Source organism: Enterococcus sp. LJL51 (genome assembly GCF_054871795.1).
In genome coordinates this window covers 28,838-50,810 of record NZ_JBTXLW010000014.1, presented here as the reverse complement: position 1 = coordinate 50,810, position 21,973 = coordinate 28,838, and the positions used below count along the sequence as shown (strand labels likewise).

Here is a 21,973-nt window from a genome sequence, read left to right as displayed (position 1 = left end):
TTTGGCTATTTTTTAGAGAAGAGGGATGGAATAGTGGAGATTGATGTTTGGGATTTAGTCAAAGGAGATGGCTTTTTTATAGGAAGCTATCCTGATAATTTTGCGATTGGAAGATATTTTTCAGCTGATGAATTAACTTCTAGTTCTTACGAGAAAATTCATGCAGAATATCTGGAAAAGTATAATCCAGATGGATATGAAGAGTTGGAACTAGGAGTTTTTGATGTTGATAATTACTCAGGATTATGGAGTGGAGAATATGGTGTATTAGAAATCATAGATAAACTCAAACATATTAAAGAGACTGTATATTTCGATATCGAGCTGGATGTTTATGATTTTGATGAGAGTTTCTATAATGAGCGTTTTACTAGCCCATATGAGGCGGCACGTGCGACCTTTTTTGGAAGAGTGCATTGGTCGGATGAATATATTAGATTTAATGGTTATGGAAATTTAGAAAGTCTCACCGAAAGAGCTTTAGAAGAGCGGAAATCTGATGAAATAAAATCATTAGGAATATTTTAAAAAAAACAAGGTAAAAGGGCTGTAAACCAGTCCTTTTATTTTATTAGGAGGAAAGATGGATACAAAAAAAGAAACAAACAAGTATCAAGAAATATTTAGATTGTTCTTGCTGCTAATATTTCTGATTTGGATTCCTATTAGCATTTTTGGATTTGGGGTTATATGTATGATGTGGATTCTGATGAGCAAAGATTGGTTTTTCACATTAACTAATTCTTTGTTACTAGTGTTTTGGTCATACTATATGATCTATTCTCCAATAGCCGATGTTAAAAGGCATTATTTAAAAACTTTAAATCAAAGGAGGTTTGAAGGTGGATTTAAAAAAGATAAAGAAAAAGGAAAAAAAGGAAAAAATGCCAAAAGTTCGTTTAGTATCGCAAAAAAAGGCGAATAAAGCGTTAGCGGTTTTTGCTGGAGTATTACTTCTGTTTTCTACGATAGGGACAATTCGTTCAAATGTGCTATCAAGCAATATGAATAATGTTTATTCGAAGATTGAAAATCTAGGTAATGATAAAAATAAAATCAGTGAAAAGGAATCGATTAATCTTCCTATGTTGTCTTATTATGCAACAAACTTTATGAATGAATATATCACTATTGATTCTGAAAAAAAGGAAGAGGAGCAGGAACAACGTTTGAAAAAATTAGCAGACTATCTTTCTTTTGATGTCGAACAATTAGATGAAAAACAACCTGAAAAACTTGTTAGAACATTGAAAAGTTCAGAAGTTATTAATGTGAATGAAACAGCTGAATGTTTTTTAGTAACAATGCAGGTGTCGTATCACGTTTCAACTAAGGATGTCAAAGCTGATAGAAGTGAAAAAATTGTACTGCCGATACAAACGAAAGATAATCTTTATTCTTTAGTTTCACGTCCTTATGTGATTTCAGAAGGAATCCCACAAGGCAGAACAAAAGCATTATCGCAAGTAGAAAAATCTTTGGAAATTGATTCTAAGGATAAGGAATCGATTGAAAAATTCTTACAACTCTTCTTTACTAAGTATGCTGAAAATAATAAAGAAGAGCTATTAGTGTTGATGAAAGAACCAGAATTTTTGGGAAATAATGAGCGATTTAAAGAAATAGAAAAAGGTTCAATTCAATATTTCAATACAGAAAAAGAAAATATGGGAGTGCAGCTCTCGGTTGTGTTTGAAGATAAGGAAACCAAAATCTTAAGAACTGAGAATTTCAGTTTGTGGATTACGAAGACTGAAAATTCATATTTTATAAATACATTAAAACATTACTTTACTGAAAGTGGGGAATAAATTTGAGTACAAATGGATTAGATAATTTTTTAGCAACAGGTTTTATTACGTTTCTGGCATTAGGAGTAATTGTCTTAATTTTGAAACATTGGAAGGGTGCTGAGTGGTTGAAAATTGTTTCAACTGTTTTTATTGCTTTGATAATTCGGGATTTCGCAGTGAATCAAGGGAGAACTACGTTTGGTTTTATGAAATGGGTAGCTAGTTTGTTTGGGATTAATTTTAGTTGAGGAGAATTAAAATATGAAATATTACGATTATAGTAGGGGCTTAAAAGCCCCTTATTCTATTCAAGTGATAAAAAGCCCAAAAGGGAAGGTCATTTGGGTGTTTTCCCAGTCGATTAGCCTATCCTATTTTTTAGTTATGTTTGCTGGTTGGGTATTATTTTTTGTTATTGGTCAATTTTTTAGGCTGCCAGTAATTTTGGATGTTGATTTAAATTTGATGGTTTTTATATATGTGCCACATCGTCTAGCACGTTGGTATTCTGAAACAGATATCGATGGAAAAAGCGGAGTAGCTTATATTAAAGATTTTTTGGTTTATGTCAAAGATTTTGTGATAGATAATAGGGAAATTTATAGGTTTGAACGTGTGAGTGAAGAAAAGGAATTTACATTTCGGAGATAAAATAGGAGGGATTCAATGCAGTTAGAATATCCATTAAGAGAAGAAACAATGGGAAACATTGCTTTGTCACAAGAAAAAATACCGATTGCATATTATCGAATAAAAAGTGAATCAGTAATGCTTACTGATTTAGAAAAAAAGCAAAAAACGAAGTCTAAAGTAGCCCGAACATTAAAACGATTGTCAGCAAACAAAGGCTTTGAAATTAATTTACTCCCTGTAAATGGCGATATTAGGGGGCGGATGGGTGCTATGCGCTCATTGCTCGATCCCGATCATTATGATGTTGGAGTGGATAAACTGAAAAAAACAGTAATTGCATTAGAAAAAGAAATGGGAATGACTTATGAATATACATGGGTCGTTGGTGTTCCATTAACAAAAAATGAAATTGCTGTAGATATGAAAGAAGGAGTGAAGCAGGCATTTAATGTTTTGACAGAAACGTTTGTAAATGGTGTAGGTTATGAAATTGTGATAGAGGATGATTGGGGAAAGAAATATTTAGATCAGGAACAAGAAGTTTATCAGAATCTATCTGAATTAATTGTAGAACGTTTAACAGAAGATGAATTGTATTATTATCAGGCATATCAATTTTTGAAAAACATTCCTCATGAAAAGAAGGATATTACAACTGCTCAGTCAGTAGATAATCTGATGGATACAATAATAAAGCCGTTTTTTGGTGGATTACATTTTAAATCAGAATATGGAGAAAGCTTTGTGTCTTATCTTCCTTTAGGGGATTTTGGTGTATATATGGATGGAAACCATCTACTTGAAATTGCTCAGAAAATGCCGTTTCCTGTTGAAATAAAAATACAAGCTAATTTTAGTGAAAGAAGAGGTCAGTTAGGGTTAACAGGCCGAAGCTCTCGTGCTAGGACAAGAAATAAGAATATTATGAATGAGGCACAAGTTGCTGGAGTAAAGCAAAAAAGAAAAATAATTGAGGGGCAACTATCCTTAGACGATTTAGATCAGAAAATAGATGATGGAGAGGAAATCATTGATTGGTCGGCATATGCTGTAGTAACTGGCAGCACGAAAAAACAAATGAAAGCACGAAAAAAATACTTATTAAATCGATTGGCTGGCTTGAAAATGCCGTTAATAAAAGCTAGTTTTGATAATCCTTATCTATTTCAAGCTACTCTATACGGTAACTTCATTAGTAATAAAAAGAATAAGTGGCAGCACACTAGTACAATAAGTGCTTTTGCGGAATTGAACTTTTTTACCTCACTGAAAAGTGGAACAGATCTAGGGTTCTATTTGGGACGTGTAGATAATACTCTTGAAGACAAAGAAGATCGTGAATCTATTGTAAACAGTTCAAAAAACATAGCTTATCTAAATATGCTGGTATCGAATAAGCAGAATGTGAAAGGGAAAAAGACAAATAATCCACATGTTGCGTTTACTGGAGATACTGGAGAAGGTAAGTCCGCTGCTGCAAAAAAAATGTTTATGGAACTCTCTTTATTAAAAGATCGTAGTCTATACATTGATCCAAAAAAAGAAATGCGTAGACGTTTTATGCAAGTGATTCAAGATGAAGAATATCAGAAAAAATATCCAAAAGAAGTTGATTTTATTAAATCGTTCAATTTTGTTACTTTGGATGTTAGAGATAAAAAGAATAAGGGTGTCTTAGACCCGATTGTTCTTTTTGATGAGACAGAAGCAATAGCAACTGCAAAAGCAATGTTGACAAGTATCTATGAGGGCGAATGGAATCTAAAACAAAAAACAGCGATTAACGAAGCGATAACAAAAGTTGTGGAGCAGCGAAGAAAAGGAGAAACAGTTGGTTTCTGGCATGTGGTCGATGAACTTGTGAATAGTAACGTGGAAGCAATTCATGATATGGGGCGCTTCCTTATCTCAACTATTAAAGGTTCTGTTTTAGAATTGTCTTTTTCTCGTGGAGATGTTGAAGGACTTTCTTTTGATAAGAAAGTAACTATTCTGGAAATTGCTGATTTAGATTTACCTAAGAGTAAAAAGGATAAATTAGATGAGAATAAACGATTATCTGTAACGTTGATGTTTGCTTTAGGAATGTTCTGTAGTAAGTTTGGTTCTCGGAATCCTCGGGAAGAGACTGTTGTATTTTTCGATGAGAGTTGGATTTTCCAATCATCAGCGGAAGGAAAAGCAATTCTAAAAGCAATGAAAAGGGTTGGGCGATCTCAAAATAACTTCATGGTACTTATCACGCAATCTGTGAATGATTTGGAGGATGATGAAGACGGAACAGGTTTTGGAATGGTGTTCTGCTTCGATGAAGAAAATAATCGGGAAGGGATTTTGAAATACTTAAATCTTCCTGTAAACGAACTTAATCTAAAATGGGTATCTAACATGGTGCAAGGTCAGTGTTTGTTTAGAGATATGTTTAATCAAGTAAATCGAATTGTCATTCACATAATTTTTGAGGAATGGTTACCTCTTTTTGAAACAGTCGATGATACCGAGGCTTCTGTCATGGAAAATCAGTTTGTAGCATAAAGGAGGAGAATATTATGGATTATCTTATTGATAGTTATGCTCCATATTTTGCTGACAGCGGAATTCTTGAAAAAGGCTGGCAATTTCTAAATTTTTTATTTGTAGACGCTCCTTTTTTTATTTTACGATTAGTTTCTTCATTTTTTTTAATATGTGAAGATTTGCTAGATCAGTCGAGTTTCTTTATTGATAAACAAGCAGAAGCCTATACAACCTCAGTTAATATTTTAAGAGGATTAGGCGGAACAAGTATAGCAAAAGGTAGCTTGCTGGCGTTAGTGGTGCTTATAAGTGCATATTATTTACTTTTTAATTTCTTTGCTAATCAAAGAAGATTTTCTAAAGTTTTGTTGCATTATTTAGCAGTAATGAGCTTGTTTGTTTTTTGGTTTGGAAGTATAAATTTTTCCACTGATGAAGGCAAGGGAACGAAAAGCGGTGCATTATTTTTAGTAGAATCAGTTACCTCTATTTCAAACGGAATTAAGGGGAAAGTAGATAATGCGACTAGCTCCCTAGCAGGAAATGGTAGTTCAAGTAAGCTATTCGATGCAACTGTTAAACAGACGTTTTATTATGTGAATACTGGATCATTAGACGGAAAATTACCTAATGGTGAAAAGCTGGATGATAAAAAAATGCTAATGCCTATCGGTCTTGATGAAAAAGAAAAGAAGGATTTTATTAAGAAACGTACAGATTACGTTAACGAGATTTCAAAAGATAATCCTTATATGGTTCAAAGTGGAGACAAAATGATGGAGAAAACATTTGCAATTATTGTCGGTGGAACGAATTTAGGAATAACTGGTACTCCAGTTTTATACGTCAACGCAATGGTAACTGTTGTTCAAATAATAGTGAATTTACTAATTATCATTTTTCCAGTGATACTATTTGCTTCCTTTTTCCCTAAATGTCAGATGATTCTATTTAAGTTTCTAAAAATGTTAATGGGATTGTTGTTTGTACCAGTAATTTTTGGTGTGTTTTTAGCAGTGTACTTTTGGATAAACTCACTAATAGATCAGGCGTTTATGGGTGTTATTAGTAAAGTAGATAACACTCTTATTGCTGTTCTGAGTGGTGGAATAAGTGTGTTAGCAATAACCATAATTCTAGTAATAATCAAAGTCGTTTTCCTAAAAAAATTGTGGAAGAATAGATATAAAATTTTAAGTTATTTTAGTGATGGGCAACTTGAAATGCCAGCTGTTGAAAAACTAGTAAATGAAAAGACAACGGAGATGAAAGAACGTGCTGGAGAAGTTGGCATGGGTGCTGTACAGGTAGCGGCAGGTGTTTATACTGGAAATATGGCAATGGTAGCTAATGGGGCTTCGTCTATTGCTCCTAAAGCTGACAAGGCTATAAATCTAGGAAAAGAACACTTTATGGATGAAGACAATAGTTTTGTTGGTTTTAAAGAAGGTGTGAAAAATTGGATGAGCGGGAATGATGATGAATCTAAAAATAAAGAAAATGATTCTACAGTTCCTGACACCAGTTTTGATGAAAAAACAGATATCCTTGAAGAAAAAGAAAGTGAAACTACAGATAATAGTTTGATTGACAAAGGGGTTGTTTTAGGGGTTGATGATGAAGAAAAAGTAGTGAAAGCGTTGAAGGAATTATCTGAGAATACAGATATGGAGGAATTACGTGTTCATGTTGAAAACTTAGAAGATTTAGCTAATAAGGATGAACAAGTATTCTTCGATAACAATGACGAAACAATACTGAATTTTTCGAATCAGCAGGCATACAATAATGAGTATAAGGAGTTAGATAATATTTTTGATAATACAATTAGTAGTGAAGAAATCTAAGAAAGGCTAGTTTATACTAGTCTTTTTTTGTTGAGGTGAAGCAATGAAGAAAATTATTTTACTTTTATTTCTACCTTTGACGATAACAATTTTATTTTTGTTTATGATTATCACAATGCTTGTGGATGTAGAAACAGGAAATACTGAAGGTTTTTCACCTGAAAATGAAATAGAAAAAGTTGCTTTAGACATATATAATTTTGTGTTAAAAAATGGTGGTACAAAAGAATTTGCATGTGCATGGATTGGGAATATAGAACATGAAAGCGGGCTTATTCCTAGCCGCATTCAAAGCGACTTATCATTCAATGAGCTATGGGCGCACGATCCTTCGATTGGAGGTTATGCTTTTGGTTTGCCTCAATGGGATAGAGAACGTAGAGTGAACATGCTGAATAAAGCAAAAGAAATGAAAAAAGATTGGAAAAGTGTTGAGTATCAAATGGAATTTGCATGGAATCATGATGGTTCGGACAGTACATTATTAAAGTCAATGTCTACCCAACAAGATTTGAATAAAATAGCAGTGGACATATTGATAAAGTGGGAAAGAGCAGGTACGAAAAACGATCCAATAGAACAAAGTAGAAGGAAGACAAGTGCTAACAACTGGTACAATCGTCTAGCAAAAGGCAGCTTAGGTAATGGCTCCGCAAACATTGGTGGTGGAAAGATAGATATTCTGGAAGCTAAGATGGGTCAAGGTGTATACAATGGTGAATGCTACGGTCTAACATCCTACTATGTAGATAGTTTTGATACTAAAATTCATTTAGGGGCTGGAAGTTCGATAAGTATGTCTGGTAATATTTCTGGAGCAGATACAATAAGTGCTGCTTTGATTGGAAAAGCATTTTATTGGGAACAAAATGGCTGGCAAGTTATTCATAATCCTAACTATTCAGATGTTAGAGCAGGTGATATAATTAACTTTAATCAAGGTGGGTATGCTTCAAGCGTTTATGGGCACACTGGCATTGTGACAAGTGTTGAGGGAGAAAATAGGTATACGATTTATGAACAAAATGCTGAACAAGGAAGAATTTGTGCAAAATATTCTCGGACTTGGGGAAAAGAGTATACAAGTGTTGCAAGTGTAATCAGAAAAAAATAAGAAAAGGAATTAGTCTATGAAAAAGATATTGATAAGCTTACTTCCAGTAGTTTTTATAGCTGGTGGTTGTGGTAAGAAAGAAGAACCAGTAACTGAGGATTCAACTACAGAAAGTTCTATTGTCATGAAAAAAATTGATGATTTTTCAACAAGTGAAAAAGTTGAACATTCAGATACTAGTAGCAGTGAGGTTGAATCGACCTCTGAAAAAAAAGAAAAAGAAGAGCAAGTAGATGTTCAAGAACTGCTTGAAGATTTTGGAAAAGCGTATGCTAGTTATTCAACAATCAATAGTAGAAATGAGAAATTAAAAGATTTAATGACCAAAGAATGTGCTGAGAAAAATGGAATTAATTCAAAAACGGATATTAAATCAGCTTCGAGTGGTTCAATTACTAATATCTATAAACCTTTAAATGGAAAAAGTAATGATTACGCAATCCAGTTGGAATGTAAACAAAATGGTTCAGAAGTAAGAGTATTGTTGCTAGTTAAAGTGGATGGAAATAAAATATCAAGTATGACCTATAATACAATAAAACAAGAATATTAATTAGCTGAGGTAACTAAAAAATAATTAGTTGCCTCTTTTTTTTGAGGATTGAATAGAATTTCAAAGAGTAGAAAACCTTAGCATTATTAGCAAAAGCGTGATAATGCTTTTTGTTATTGAGATTGGGAGTGTGTTAAAATGAAGACTGTAACTATAAAAGAAATTGAAAGTCATGGTTTTAACTCGGCACAATCGCAACGTATTTTTCGTAAGGCTAAAGATTACATGGTCAAAGAAAAGAAATGTGATTTCTATTCTGGTAGAAAAGTACAGCGAGTTCCAGCGTATGCTGTAGAAAAAATGCTGGGAATGGAGTTAAATTAATGGCGAAGATTCAAAGTGTCTATAAAGATAAGAAAGCAAAAACATGGTTTTATAAAAAAAGATTCGGAAAAACATGGTTAATAAAAAAAGGATTCTCATCCGCAAGTGAAGCAAAAGAAGGACTAGATACAGCTTTAGAAGAAGCAAAAAAAAACAAGCTGTATGTTAAAGAAAGTGTAAACTTTTATGAATTTTTTGAATCAGTGGCAATCCCACATTTTAAAAGAACATTGAAAGATAGTACATTTCAAAATCGTTATAAGATGTACTGTAAACACTTTCTGTATTTTAAAAATTGTGATATTTCAGATATTAGACAAAAGGATATAGCGTTGTTTAAAGACTATCTTCAAAATCTCCATTCTCAGTATGATAAGCCGATGAGTTCTGGCTATATTAATCATATTCTTTCTGGATTGTATCAAGTTTTTGATTTAGCTGTTGAAAGAGAAATGGCAAAAGAAAACTATGCAAGGAAAGTAAAAAAACTAAAAGTTCGTTCAAAAAGAGAAATTGAGTATTGGACAATTCAAGAATTTGATACATTTTTTAATTTGCTAGATGAGAATAAGTATGTAGAATTGATGAAAAAGGCTGGATACTATACCCTTTTCTTTTCAGGTCTACGAATTGGAGAACTGATGGCAAGAAAATGGTCTGATGTTGATTGGGAGCAGAATATGATTTATGTTAATAGCACACTTAATTATAGAAATAAAGCGCAATGGTCAGCAGCAGCTGCTGATGGAACGAAAACTTTTAGTAGTAAAGCGTGGGTAAAACTATCTCCTAAAAATATTCAATGGCTTAAAAAGTGGAAGAGTGTTCAAGAAAGTATTGGTAAAATGGATTATATTTTTATGTATGATGGAACTATGTTTGCTCCTAGAAACTGGACAATTTGGTTAGATCAGAAATTGGAGGAGTATAACGGATCAAGAGATAAAAGTGAAGAGTTAAAAAGAATACGTGTTCATGACCTTAGAGATAGTCATGCGATGTGGTTGTTGAGTATGGGAGTAGATTTAAAAACAATTCAGAAACGTTTGAGGCATGAAAATGCCAAAACAACAATGAGTTACTATTTGGATAGGCTACCAGAACATGAAACAAGTATCCTCGATAACTACTAGATTTTTATAAAGTATTTTGTTACCCTTTGTGTTACCCTTAGTAAAATTAAAGGCTTTAAAAGCTTGATATGAAAGGAAGTATAAAGAATTATGCAGTATCCTGAACCAATAGCCAGGTTGATTGAAAGCTACATGAAACTGCCGGGAATAGGGCAGAAAACAGCGACTCGATTGGCTTTTTATACAATAGATATGAAGGAAGAAGATGTTAATACGTTTGCAAAATCGCTCATTAGTGTGAAGCGTGATTTGCACTTCTGTAGTGTTTGCGGAAATATCACAGAGGAAGATCCCTGCGATATCTGCAAGGATACCACGAGAGACAGAAGTACGATTCTTGTAGTTGAAGAATCCAAGGATGTTATGGCAATGGAAAAAGTACGTGAATATCATGGACTATACCATGTGCTTCATGGTGTCTTGTCGCCAATGGAAGGAACTGGACCAGAAGATATTAATATTCCTTCGCTGATTCAACGGCTCCATGATGATGAGGTTCAAGAGGTCATTATTGCCACGAATGCGACAACTGAGGGAGAAGCTACGGCGATGTACCTGTCAAGACTAATTAAACCGGCAGGGATTAAAGTAACACGTCTGGCTCATGGGTTGTCTGTAGGCAGCGATATTGAGTATGCAGATGAGGTGACTTTGCTAAAAGCTGTAGAAGGCCGTAGAGAACTATGATTGGGATATTAGACAGAGGTGCCTTTTTCAAGTAAAATAAGAGTATTATAGAATATTGTAAAATAGTGAGCTAAAGAGAGTATGGAGGCACAAGAGTTTGCAGGGATTATTTATAACAATAGAGGGCCCGGATGGAGCCGGAAAAACAAGTGTTCTGGAGGAATTGTATCCAAGGCTGGCGTTGGCAGCTGAAACAAAAATAATAAAGACCAGAGAGCCGGGAGGAATTCCGATTGCAGAGCAAATCCGCCAGATTATTCTGGATCCGAAAAATGGAGAAATGGATGCACGGACTGAGGCACTGCTGTATGCAGCAGCTAGAAGACAGCATTTAGTTGAAAAAGTATTCCCGGCTCTTGAAGCAGGCAATATCGTTCTTTGTGACCGCTTCGTGGATAGCTCGCTGGCTTATCAAGGGGCAGGTAGAAAAATTGGGGTAGCTCCTATTTTAGCGATTAATGAGTTTGCAATCGAAGGAACAGTTCCTGATTTTACTGTTTATCTAGATGTAGACTCAGATACCGGATTGCGCAGGATTCAGAATCATCGGCAAAATCAGTATGACCGTCTGGATTCTGAAGGGCTCGAGTTTCACCAGCGCGTGCGACATGAGTATTTGAAGCTGGTTGAGGAGCATCCAGAGCGGATACAAAAAATTGATGCAAGAATGAGTTTAGAATCAGTAGTAGAACAAACGTTTCAGGCGATTATTAACCGCTATCCAAAACATTTTAGAAATTAGAAGGGTGATGTCAGATGAAAATTATTTTAGCAATTGTTCAAGACAAAGACAGCAACCGTTTAGCCAATGAGTTTATCGATGCCAACATCAGAGCAACGAAGCTTTCTTCAACGGGTGGCTTTCTAAAAGCAGGAAACAGCACATTTATTATTGGTATTGATGATGAGCGTCTGGATGAAGCGCTGGAACTGATTAAGCAGACCTGTCAGTCCCGTAAACAGTATGTATCTGCACCAGTGACTTTGGATCTTACAATGGAAGGACAAGTACCCTATCCAGTTGAAGTGGAAGTTGGGGGCGCAACAGTCTTTGTACTTCCAGTAGAAGGATTTCATCAATATTGATTATGAAAGAGTATCAGCAATTAGAACAACAGCAGCCTTTGCTGTATAAACAGCTGCAGAATAGTTTTAAGCATGGTCGAATCGCCCATGCTTATCTTTTTGAAGGAGATGCTGGAACGGGAAAGCGTGCATTTGCCTTGTGGCTGACAAAAAAAATTTTTTGTACCAACATTATTGAAGACAATCCCTGCAATCAATGCAGCAATTGTCTCAGAATCAACGCTGGTGAACATCCGGATGTTTTGTTAGTCGCTCCTGAGGGACAAACCATCAAGGTGGATCAAATTCGACAGCTTAAATCAGAGTACAGTAAGAGCGGAATTGAGACAAAGCAAAAAGTTTTTATCATTGAGCAGGCAGAGAAAATGAGTATTGGCGCTGCCAACAGTCTTTTGAAATTCTTAGAAGAGCCAGAAGGACAAGTCACTGCACTGTTAGAGACCGAATCGATTGGTAAGATTCTGCCGACGATTCAATCCCGTTGTCAGATTCTGCATTTTCAGCCGTTGGATGGGAAAAAAATGGTCGGTTTATTGAAAGCAGAAGGAGTCGGTGAAAAAACAGCTGTTCTTTTAGCTTCATTGACAAATAGTTTGGAGAAAGCAGTTGAAATCTCTCGGGATGAATGGTTTAATGAGGCTAGGGAAATCATTGAACAGTGGTTTGATTATCTTGTTAAGGACGACCTTCAGGCATTCATTTATGTTCAAAAGAGAATGCTGAAAGTCTTCAAAGAAAAAGAACAGCAAAAGCTGGGCTTTGATTTGCTGCTGGCGTATTATCGCGGGCAGCTGACAAAAATCCTGACTGAAAAGCGCTCAAAGACAGAAATCAGACAAACCGCTCAACGAGTAGAGCTGATTCTGGATGCCTATCGGAAATGGGAAGCCAATGTCAGCTGGCAAAGTGTTTGCGAGCAGCTGGTCATCCGAATGATTCACCCGAAACTATCTATAGGAGGATAATAATGGTTGAAGTAGTAGGCGTTCGTTTTAGAGAAGCCGGACATATATATTACTTTTCTCCTGGTAAGGCAGAGTATGTCTATGATGAAAAAGTCCTCGTAGAATCTCAACAGTCTAAGCAAATTGCTACTGTAGCTATACCTAAAAAATCTTTTGATCCTGAGGATCTTCCTGAGGAATTGAAGCCGATTTTAAATAAAGCCACTTCCAAAGATTTGGAGAAAGAGCAGAAAAACATTGACGATGCCGAAGCAGCTTTTTCAGTTGCTAAAGGAAAAATCAGTGAGCATAAACTGGAAATGAAGCTGATTCGTGTAGAATATACATTTGATCGAAGTAAAATGATTTTCTATTTTACTGCAGATGGCCGCATCGATTTCCGAGAACTCGTTAAGGATTTAGCGGCTATTTTCAGAACACGGATTGAGCTGCGTCAGATTGGTGTTAGAGATGAAGCGAAGATTCTTGGTGGAATCGGTCCGTGTGGTCGTCAGCTGTGCTGTTCAACGTTTCTGGGAGATTTCGTTCCTGTTTCGATTAAAATGGCTAAAGACCAGGGATTGTCGTTGAATCCAATCAAAATTTCTGGTTTGTGCGGACGTTTGATGTGCTGTTTGAAGTATGAGAACGATGAATATGAAGCAGCGAAGAAGGAGCTGCCGGATTATGGTACGGAAGTTTTGACGCCGGACGGTAAAGGAAAAGTTATTGGTCTGAATCTTTTAAGCAGAGTTATAAAAGTACGGTTATTCGGCAGAGAAACACCTGTTGAATACGATTATGAAGAGCTTAAAGAAGCAATGGAAAACGCTGCATCGGAAAAAGGTGATTGATATGGATAAACGGTCACTATATGATGGGTTAAATTCGTTGGAAATTGAGTTAAAAGAAACCCTGCTGAGACTTGGTGAGATGAAGGATGGTCTTCACGAGCTAGTTGAAAAAAACACAACGCTGGAAATCGAAAATCAGCGTTTGAGAGAACATTTGCAGGAGCTAAACCAGATTGCTCAGGCTGAAGCGGACCCTTCAAAACAGGAGTTATCAAAATCAAGAATGAATTTGGAAAAACTTTATGAAGAAGGTTTTCATGTCTGCAATATTTTATATGGTTCCCGTAGAGAAAATGATGAAGAATGTGCCTTTTGTTTGGATGTTATCTACGGAGAACGCAGTAAATAATCTGAAGTTTAGAGATAAGTAAAGATTTAGAGAAGTCATTAGCTGAATGAAAAAGTAGAGGGGTCGGGATGGTAATAAATCCCGGCCTCTTTTTAGTTAAGGATGAATAGAGAGGAGATTAGACGAGTGCAGAAACAAAAAAGTTATGGCGAGACTGCTAAAGGAAAACTTTACTTAGTTCCTACGCCGATAGGTAATCTGGAGGATATGTCGTTTCGCTGTATTCGCTGTTTGAAGGAAGCCGCTGTTATTGCCAGTGAGGATACACGCAATACGAAAAAGCTGCTGATGCATTTTGAAATAGAGACACCTCAGATAAGCTTTCATGAGCATAATTATAAGGAACGGATACCTAAGCTGCTTGAACGATTGCTTTCAGGAGAAACAATCGCTCAGGTAAGCGATGCCGGTATGCCTTCAATTAGCGATCCTGGGCACGAGTTAGTGCTGGCTTGCATTGAAGCGGCAATTGATGTGATTCCTTTGCCGGGGGCTTCTGCTGGAATAACAGCATTGATTGCTTCAGGCATTACCCCTCAGCCGTTTACTTTTTATGGGTTTTTACCAAGGAAAGCAAAAGAACAAAAAACTGAGCTTGAGAAGATAAAGAATCTTTCCTCTACTCAGATATTTTATGAATCTCCATACCGTGTGTTGGCGACATTGAAAAATATGAAAGAGATATACGGCGGGACAAGAAAGGGCGTTTTATGCCGGGAGTTGACCAAACTGCATGAGGAATTTCTCCGTGGTTCTCTTGATGAACTGATTGATTATCTAGAAGAACATACAATTAAGGGAGAATGCTGTTTGATTATTGCTGGAAGCGATAATGAGGAAGCAGCAGCTGATTTTCCGGAGTCGCTTAAGGAGCATATTGATGGTCTAATAGCCTCTGGACTAACCTCTAAAGAAGCAATTAAGGAAGCTGCTAAAGTTAGAGGGATTAAGAAGCAGGAAGCTTACAAAGCGTATCACGTTGATTGAGGTTGAGACAGAAATGGTTAACTTCAAGCAATAAGCCGGGATTTACGAAAATTACTCCACAAATTTTTGCTAAGTCCCGGCTTATTGCTGAATAAGTTGTTTCTATCTCGCCGTTTATTCGGATTTAAGCGTACGAAAAGTTTGAAATTAAGTTCTGTCTCAGACTCGATTTAGCTATGAAAAGGCTGCGCTTACAGCTGCTCGCTGCAGTTTTTCATAGAGAAACGCTGCTCATTTTCACCACTTATTCGGATGTAAAAAAAGAAGAGCTTGGACGTTTTCTATGTTCAGACTCTTTTTTTTGTTTTTATGTGATAAAATATGACGCGTTTTGTAACGAATTGACAGAAAGTTTTCAATATTCAATGTTTTTACTAGTAAAAATTAAAATCAGATGTTAGAATATCTAACATAATCAAAATGAAGGTTGATTATAAAACTGAATTGGAGGGAATCAATGATGGATATGGCAAGTGTTGCATTTATTATTATTTGTACAGGGATGGTCTTTTTGATGACACCCGCCCTAGCCTTTTTCTATGGCGGCTTGGAAAGAAGAAAAAATATTCTTAACACAATGATGATGGTTATTTGTGTGATGGGGCTGGCGTCGCTTTTGTGGATTATTGCTGGCTATTCTCTTTCATTCAGTGGTGAGAATGCTTTTTTTGGAAATTTGGATAAGGTATTCTTTCAAGGGGTGTCGATGACGGAAGGAGAAGGGATACCTGAAGGGTTGTTTGCTGCTTTTCAAATGATGTTTGCACTGATTACAACTGCAATTATTACAGGATCAGTGGTAGGGAGAATGAGATTTTCGGCAATCTTTCTATTTATCGGACTATGGTCAGTGATTGTCTATTATCCAATGGCTCATATGGTCTGGGGCGGCGGCTTTCTTGATGCAATCGGTTCAGTCGATTTTGCTGGGGGAAATGTTGTTCATATCAGCTCAGGAATTTCAGGGCTTATTCTGGCAATTGTTGTCGGAAGAAGACGGGAGTATACCCAAATGGATTACCGTCCGCATAATATTCCTTTTGTTGTTTTAGGAGCCGGTTTACTGTGGTTTGGCTGGTTCGGGTTTAATGCCGGCTCTGCATTGGCTCCAGACGGCTTAGCGATTCATGCGCTGCTGACGACTAATACGGCTGCAGCAAGTGCAATGCTGTCCTGGATGCTGATTGAAAAAATAGTGAACGGAAAACCGACTGTTGTAGGTGCTTGTACGGGCGCAGTCGTCGGACTTGTGGCAATTACACCAGGAGCCGGGTTTGTATCACTATGGAGCTCGATTGTAATCGGAGCACTGGTCAGCCCATTTTGCTATTATTTTATTTCTGTGATAAAACATACCTTTGGTTTTGATGATGCGCTTGATGCGTTTGGCTGTCATGGCATTGGCGGGATTTTCGGCGGGGTTATGACAGGAATCTTTGCAGACGCTTCTGTAGGCGGAAAAGCAGGACTAATTTATGGGGAAACCGGACTGTTTGTCGCTCAGCTTGAAAGTATTGTTTTTACGTTGCTGTTTGCAGGAACTGCAAGCTTTCTTATTATTAAATTGATTCAGCTATTTATGCCAATTCGAGTTAGTGCTCAGGAAGAGGCGCTTGGGATGGATCGCATTGAACATGATGAGACTGCATATCCGACGTTTACAGGCATGGATTCTTAATTAGGGGGATAAGACAGATGAAAAAAGTAGAGGCAATTATTCAACAGGAAAAACTGGAAGAGCTGAAGTATGCGATTGATCACGATTTTGAAGCTAGCGGGATGACCGTTACTCAGGTTTTAGGCTGCGGCCGACAAAAAGGGCTAAAGGAATATGTGCGGGGACAGGAAGTTATTACGACTCTGTTGCCAAAGGTCGTGGCTAGTTTTATTGTAGAAGATGATAAGGTAGAAGAAGTAATTGCCCTGATTTTAGCTATTTGCTGTACAGAAGAAGTGGGAGATGGGAAAATTTTTGTTTATCCTATTGAAGAAGTCATCCGCATTCGAACAAAGGAGCGGGGCAGCCAAGCAATTTAAAGGTTTGGTTAAACATCTGCCCAAATGAAAAGGCAACAGGAGCTTCTGGATTCAGGCTTATGCTTTGCTGATAGTCAGAAGAGTCTTTTCAAAACGCTGTAAGGTATGATAGAAGAGATTCTTAGTAAATCAGTATAGGACTATATATGTCTTATGCTGATTTTTTTGTACGCAAAAAATGAAGGGGCTGTCAAGGTTTTCTCAAGGAGTATTCTATTGTTTCTGAACAAATGTTCGTTTATAATGGAGGGAAGGAGGCGGAGGGATGAGCGAGCTGCGGTTTCCGTTAAAGAAAGATACATCAAGAAAAATCATTCATATCGACATGGATGCCTTCTTTGCTTCTGTTGAGGAACGGGATCATCCCGAATTAGTGGGACATCCACTGGTGATTGCACGTCATCCAAGTGATACAGGGGGCAGAGGAGTAGTAACAACTGCCAACTATGAAGCAAGAAAATATGGTATTCACTCGGCGATGAGCGCACAAAAAGCTTTTGAGCTTTGTCCTTCGGCTATCTTTAAAGAAGGAGATCGACACAAATATTCTGAAATCTCTCAGCAGATTCGTGAAATTTTTAGACGTTATACGGATATTATTGAACCTGTTTCGATTGATGAAGCCTATCTGGATGTAACAGAAAATAAAATTGAAAGCAAATCGGCGATTAAGATAGCCAAGCTTATTCAGCGGGATATTTGGAGAGAGCTGCAGCTTACCTGCTCAGCTGGCGTCAGCTATAATAAATTTTTGGCAAAGCTGGCTTCTGATTTTCAAAAACCAAAAGGGCTGACGGTTATTCTTCCTGAAGAGGCAGAAGAGTTTCTAAAGGCACTGCCGATTGAGAAGTTTCACGGAATTGGCAAAAAAACCGTACCGAAGATGAATGACCTGGGAATTTATACTGGAGCGGATCTTTATAAAATGGATGAAATGACGTTAATACGGCATTTTGGTAAAATGGGTTATTCACTTTATAGAAAAGTGAGGGGAATTCATGATTCACCTGTCAGCACGACAAGAGACCGAAAATCAGTAGGAAAAGAACATACATATGGGATACCGCTGACGACAGAAAATGAAGTGACCACTCAGCTAAGAAATCTGTCGGAGCGGGTAGAGCAGTCTTTGCGGAGAGTTCAGCGCCATGGAAAAACCATTGTACTGAAGGTTCGCTATGCAGATTATACGACTGTGACCCGAAGAAAAACTTTACCAGAGTATATTGTGACCAAGGAAGCATTATTTTATCAAGCAAACCTGATTTGGGAAGAGGTAGGCGGACTTGAACAGGGGATTCGTCTGCTGGGAATAACCTTGACAAACCTTGATCCATTATCTTACGAGAATATTGTTTTACCATTATGGGATACATAAGCCGTTAGTGTGATTGAGGTTGTTCAGCAGGGGCAAGTTCGACGAAGGGCTTATCTTAAGTTGTGTTATAGAATAAAAATTGAATGGGAAAGTAGAGCTTGGAACAAAAATCAGGAATTGCTGGTTTTGTTCCAAGCTCTTTGATTTTATTCAGATTTTTGCTCTACCAACACAATTTGACGTGAAACGAAAAAAGGGGCTGTGACATTAGTATGCCTCAGTCCCTTAAACCCGGATAAACGGTGTTTCAGAAGTAACTTCTTCGACAATAAGGCGGAAATTCGCAAAAATTTGTAGAACAATTTTCGGAATTTCCGCCTTATCGTTTGAAGCTGAACACTTCTGTCACAACCTCTTCTTAATTTGTTCATAAGTGGTTTCTGCATCGTGGCATTTATCCCAAATGACTGCTTTTCCAGCTGCCAGTGATTTTTTTACATCAATAATTCGCTGATTACTGCTGCCTCTAAACTGTAAATTTAGGTTTCTTTTGCTAAGTTCAAAGCGGCCGTCTACCAAAATATCTATCTTGCCAAGCAGCTCCAGCTTATCAGGGGTTTCAAGAAGCAGTTCTTCAAAAGTATAGCCGCTCCATGACCAAATATCCTTTTTAATCCCAAACTCCTGATGGATTCGGTTGACAACCTTTAAGCAGACCTCTGTATTTAGAAAGGGTTCACCGCCAAGTAGGGTTATCCCTTGAACATAATCATGAGAAAGATCTTCAATGATTTTTTCTTCTAACTCAGCTGTGAAAGGCTGTCCATACTTGAAATTTTGAACAGCTTTATTAAAACAGCCCTCGCAGGCAAAAAGACAACCGCTGACGTATAAGCTGTTGCGGACACCTTCGCCGTCTACAAAGTTAAATGCTTTATAGTCTGCAATGTAATTCTGACTGTAGTCCTCAGCACGCCATTCTTTTGGAGCTGGATTGTTCATAACAATCATCCTTTCAATAAGGCTTCTTAAGTCGCGGCATACGGCTTGAAGCGGGAAGTTATCTACAAGACTGCTGTACCAAAGCAAGTAAAGCAGAAGGGAGAAGAAGCATTTTACTTAAAAAATAGAAACGCAGCTTTAGGATTGACGGTTCTCATGATACAGCACTTCATTGTAGTCAACGAAGTGTGGGATACATGGAAATATCATTTTTTCATGTTTAAGGGGCTATAGCATCGTCAAATTGACGAATGTCACAACCCCTTTAAACCTATCAGTCTGTTTGTTAATTAATAACCAGAAGTAAAGCTGCTATTTCATGTGTTTGACACGGGAAGAAATTTCTTTGTGACGTCCGTGAACCATTGGACGTGCTTGGGGATTGCCAAGGTAGCCGCAGGTTCTTTTTACAACATCACAGGATTTTGGATCATGGTTGCCGCATTGCGGACATTCGAATCCGCGCTCCGTTGGCTGGAAGTCGCCTTCGTAGTCACATTCGTAGCAATGATCGATTGGTGTGTTTGTACCAAGATAGCCGACACGGTCATATGCGTAGTCCCAAACAGCCTCCAAAGCTTTTGGATTTTGCTGAAGAACAGGGTATTCACAATAATGGATAAAGCCGCCGGAGCAATATTTTGGATAGTCCTTTTCAAAATCCAGCTTCTCGAACGGTGTTGGATTTTTCCGTACATCATAGTGGAAGCTATTTGTATAGTATTCTTTATCCGTAATGTTATCTACAAGTCCGAATTTTTCTGTATCCAGGCGGCAGAAACGGTCTGTCAGGCTCTCGCTTGGCGTAGAGTAGACACTAAAGTGGTAACCGTAATCATTCCCCCATTGATCAGCAGAAGTCTTCAAACGCTTCACTACATCTAATGTCAGATCCTTTGCTTCAGGATTGGACTCCCACTCGCCCCCGAAAAAGGCAGAAGCTACTTCATAGAGTCCGATATAACCTAAAGAAACAGTCGCCCGTTTATTTTTAAATAATTCGTTGACGGACTCTTTTCTTGAAAGACGTTTGCCGAAGGCACCATACATATAAAGAATAGGTGCATTGGCTGGAGTCGCTTCTTTACAACGCTCTACGCGATAAACAAGAGCATCCTTCATGATTTCCAGACGTTCTTCAAGAAGCGTCCAGAATTTTTCGAGATTGCCGTTTGCTTCTAAAGCAATTCTAGGCAGGTTCAACGTCACAACGCCTAAGTTCATGCGGCCAACGTTAATTTCTTCACCATTTTCATCTTTCCACCCTTGAAGGAAAGAACGGCAGCCCATTGGCACTTTGAAGCTTCCTGTTAATTCCACCAGCTTGTCATAGCTCAAAACATCTGGATACATCCGCTTGGTAGCACATTCTAAAGCTAACTGCTTAATATCGTAGTTTGGATCTTCTGCATTTAAATTAGTGCCGCGCTTTAACGTGAAAATCAGTTTAGGAAAAATTGCTGTTCGTTTTTCACTGCCTAAGCCGTTGATTCTAATTTGTAGAATTGCCCGTTGAATCTCACGCTCAAACCAGTTTAGTCCTAGGCCAAACCCTAAAGAAGTGAAAGGTGTTTGTCCGTTAGACGTGAATAAAGTATTAATTTCATATTCAAGACTCTGCATCGCATCATAGATATCTTTTCTTGTTTTTTCTTTTGCGAACTCTTCTTGTTTTGCCTCGCCGTCAATCCATTTTTTTGCATCAGCTAGATGTTTAAAGTAATTCAGTTCAGCAAAAGGCGCCAGTAATTCATCCACACGATCGGCAGAACAGCCTCCATATTGACTAGAGGCAACGTTGGCGATAATTTGTGAAATTTGTGCAGTAGCAGTTTGGATTGATTTTGGTGATTCTACTTCAGCGTTTCCAATTTTGAAGCCGTTGTTCAGCATGCCTTTGAAGTCAATTAGACAGCAGTTGGTCATTGGCGTATATGGATGATAATCCAAATCGTGGTAATGAATATCGCCTTTTTGATGGGCATTTGCTACGTGCGGCGGCAGCATTTTTAAGCCAATCGACTTGCCGACAATCCCAGCAGTTAAATCACGCTGAGTATTAAAGACATCACTATCCTTATTCGCATTCTCATTAACAACTGCCTGATCTTTATTTAATAATTTACCGATTGTAAAGTTGATATCGGTTGACTTGGTACGTTCGAAATCACGACGGGTACGGTAATTGATGTATTCCTCTGCCAGTTCGTATTCATTTCTTTCCAGTAAGATATGTTCAACGATATTTTGAATTTCATAAATTTTTACATCCGAAACAAACCGTTCTGAAATCTCCTGATCAACACGTTCAACAATTTCCTGAATACGCTCATGTGCAAGAGGGGTTAAAGGACCATTGATTTTTTGTTCAGCCTTGATCAAAGCATCATATATTTTTTGATCGTCAAATTCGACAAGGCGTCCGTCTCTTTTGATTATTTTCATCTTGCTCAGTGATGAAGCAGTAGTACTCAATGGTGATTCTTCTCTTATTTCCATCATAAATTTCCAGCTCCTCGATGACTTATTCCTCATATATCATAAAACAAATTTTCTTTTCTTTCAACAATATATAGTGTTTATTTTTAAAAAGAACAGGGGTGAACGCCTATATGTTGTGTTTGGAGGTTTTGAAAATTCTGTGAAAGCAAGTACAGCGATGCTTTGAGAAGGTTAGCTGAAATAAAAAAAATTTCTGAGAAAACATGAAACGATATTTTGAAGATTTACGGCAAAAGGAGAAGAAGGAACCATCCGTATGAAATATATGTGAAAGAGTAAACAGTATCTCTGGA

Annotated in this window: 23 protein-coding genes; 21 read left to right on the top strand and 2 right to left on the bottom strand. The window is 37.3% G+C overall.

Annotated elements, in window-relative coordinates:
* Positions 1-33 precede the first annotated feature (33 nt).
* From ACYSNQ_RS12905 to dinB, 21 genes are all read left to right on the top strand, one after another.
* The gene (locus ACYSNQ_RS12905; RefSeq protein ID WP_426083983.1) at positions 34-528 is read left to right on the top strand and encodes a hypothetical protein; all 495 of its coding nucleotides are present in this window, start codon (positions 34-36) and stop codon (positions 526-528) included.
* Positions 529-583: 55 nt separating this feature from the next.
* The gene (locus ACYSNQ_RS12900; protein ID WP_426083982.1) at positions 584-925 is read left to right on the top strand and encodes a hypothetical protein; all 342 of its coding nucleotides are present in this window, start codon (positions 584-586) and stop codon (positions 923-925) included.
* A complete protein-coding gene (locus tag ACYSNQ_RS12895; protein ID WP_426083981.1) occupies positions 843-1,811 on the top strand; it encodes a conjugal transfer protein in 969 nt (322 codons plus the stop codon). Before ACYSNQ_RS12900 ends, ACYSNQ_RS12895 begins: the two co-directional genes overlap by 83 nt.
* Positions 1,812-1,813: 2 nt before the next feature.
* Positions 1,814-2,041 (top strand): hypothetical protein, encoded by a 228-nt coding sequence (locus tag ACYSNQ_RS12890; protein WP_426083980.1) that lies wholly within the window; start codon positions 1,814-1,816, stop codon positions 2,039-2,041.
* A gap of 13 nt (positions 2,042-2,054) precedes the next feature.
* On the top strand, positions 2,055-2,444 hold the full coding sequence (locus tag ACYSNQ_RS12885) for a conjugal transfer protein (protein WP_426083979.1): 390 nt from the start codon (positions 2,055-2,057) through the stop codon (positions 2,442-2,444).
* A gap of 15 nt (positions 2,445-2,459) precedes the next feature.
* Positions 2,460-4,961: an ATP-binding protein gene (locus tag ACYSNQ_RS12880; protein ID WP_426083978.1), complete on the top strand. Its 2,502-nt coding sequence runs from the start codon at positions 2,460-2,462 to the stop codon at positions 4,959-4,961.
* A gap of 14 nt (positions 4,962-4,975) precedes the next feature.
* Positions 4,976-6,790, top strand: a complete 1,815-nt coding sequence (locus tag ACYSNQ_RS12875; RefSeq protein WP_426083977.1) for a hypothetical protein — start codon at positions 4,976-4,978, stop codon at positions 6,788-6,790.
* 43 nt (positions 6,791-6,833) lie between these two features.
* Positions 6,834-7,904: a phage tail tip lysozyme gene (locus tag ACYSNQ_RS12870; protein WP_426083976.1), complete on the top strand. Its 1,071-nt coding sequence runs from the start codon at positions 6,834-6,836 to the stop codon at positions 7,902-7,904.
* Between the two features lie 16 nt (positions 7,905-7,920).
* Entirely contained in the window at positions 7,921-8,457 is a 537-nt protein-coding gene (locus ACYSNQ_RS12865; RefSeq protein ID WP_426083975.1) for an EF0163 family protein, read from the top strand.
* A gap of 138 nt (positions 8,458-8,595) precedes the next feature.
* Entirely contained in the window at positions 8,596-8,781 is a 186-nt protein-coding gene (locus tag ACYSNQ_RS12860; protein WP_426083974.1) for a DUF3173 family protein, read from the top strand.
* On the top strand, positions 8,781-9,914 hold the full coding sequence (locus ACYSNQ_RS12855) for a tyrosine-type recombinase/integrase (protein WP_426083973.1): 1,134 nt from the start codon (positions 8,781-8,783) through the stop codon (positions 9,912-9,914). Before ACYSNQ_RS12860 ends, ACYSNQ_RS12855 begins: the two co-directional genes overlap by 1 nt.
* Positions 9,915-10,004: 90 nt before the next feature.
* The gene (gene recR, locus ACYSNQ_RS12850; RefSeq protein WP_426083972.1) at positions 10,005-10,601 is read left to right on the top strand and encodes a recombination mediator RecR; all 597 of its coding nucleotides are present in this window, start codon (positions 10,005-10,007) and stop codon (positions 10,599-10,601) included.
* A gap of 97 nt (positions 10,602-10,698) precedes the next feature.
* Entirely contained in the window at positions 10,699-11,343 is a 645-nt protein-coding gene (gene tmk / locus ACYSNQ_RS12845; RefSeq protein WP_426083971.1) for a dTMP kinase, read from the top strand.
* Positions 11,344-11,357: 14 nt separating this feature from the next.
* Positions 11,358-11,687, top strand: a complete 330-nt coding sequence (locus ACYSNQ_RS12840) for a cyclic-di-AMP receptor (protein WP_426083970.1) — start codon at positions 11,358-11,360, stop codon at positions 11,685-11,687.
* Positions 11,688-11,689: 2 nt separating this feature from the next.
* Positions 11,690-12,652, top strand: a complete 963-nt coding sequence (holB, locus tag ACYSNQ_RS12835; RefSeq protein WP_426084041.1) for a DNA polymerase III subunit delta' — start codon at positions 11,690-11,692, stop codon at positions 12,650-12,652.
* Positions 12,653-12,654: 2 nt separating this feature from the next.
* Positions 12,655-13,485 (top strand): PSP1 domain-containing protein, encoded by an 831-nt coding sequence (locus tag ACYSNQ_RS12830; RefSeq protein WP_426083969.1) that lies wholly within the window; start codon positions 12,655-12,657, stop codon positions 13,483-13,485.
* Between the two features lies 1 nt (position 13,486).
* A complete protein-coding gene (locus ACYSNQ_RS12825; RefSeq protein ID WP_426083968.1) occupies positions 13,487-13,834 on the top strand; it encodes a DNA replication initiation control protein YabA in 348 nt (115 codons plus the stop codon).
* Between the two features lie 126 nt (positions 13,835-13,960).
* Positions 13,961-14,821: a 16S rRNA (cytidine(1402)-2'-O)-methyltransferase gene (gene rsmI, locus ACYSNQ_RS12820; RefSeq protein ID WP_426083967.1), complete on the top strand. Its 861-nt coding sequence runs from the start codon at positions 13,961-13,963 to the stop codon at positions 14,819-14,821.
* A 460-nt stretch (positions 14,822-15,281) separates the two neighbouring features.
* Positions 15,282-16,499 carry an ammonium transporter gene (locus ACYSNQ_RS12815; RefSeq protein ID WP_426084040.1) on the top strand — a complete coding sequence of 406 codons (1,218 nt, stop codon included), beginning with the start codon at positions 15,282-15,284 and terminating at the stop codon, positions 16,497-16,499.
* A 17-nt stretch (positions 16,500-16,516) separates the two neighbouring features.
* Positions 16,517-16,858 carry a P-II family nitrogen regulator gene (locus tag ACYSNQ_RS12810; RefSeq protein ID WP_426083966.1) on the top strand — a complete coding sequence of 114 codons (342 nt, stop codon included), beginning with the start codon at positions 16,517-16,519 and terminating at the stop codon, positions 16,856-16,858.
* 265 nt (positions 16,859-17,123) lie between these two features.
* A complete protein-coding gene (gene dinB, locus ACYSNQ_RS12805; protein ID WP_426083964.1) occupies positions 17,124-18,236 on the top strand; it encodes a DNA polymerase IV in 1,113 nt (370 codons plus the stop codon).
* Positions 18,237-18,581: 345 nt separating this feature from the next.
* Here dinB and nrdG read toward each other — a convergent pair whose 3' ends face one another.
* Positions 18,582-19,178, bottom strand: a complete 597-nt coding sequence (nrdG, locus tag ACYSNQ_RS12800; protein ID WP_426083962.1) for an anaerobic ribonucleoside-triphosphate reductase activating protein — start codon at positions 19,176-19,178, stop codon at positions 18,582-18,584.
* Positions 19,179-19,490: 312 nt separating this feature from the next.
* A complete protein-coding gene (gene nrdD, locus ACYSNQ_RS12795) occupies positions 19,491-21,680 on the bottom strand; it encodes an anaerobic ribonucleoside-triphosphate reductase (protein ID WP_426083960.1) in 2,190 nt (729 codons plus the stop codon).
* Positions 21,681-21,973: the final 293 nt, after the last annotated feature.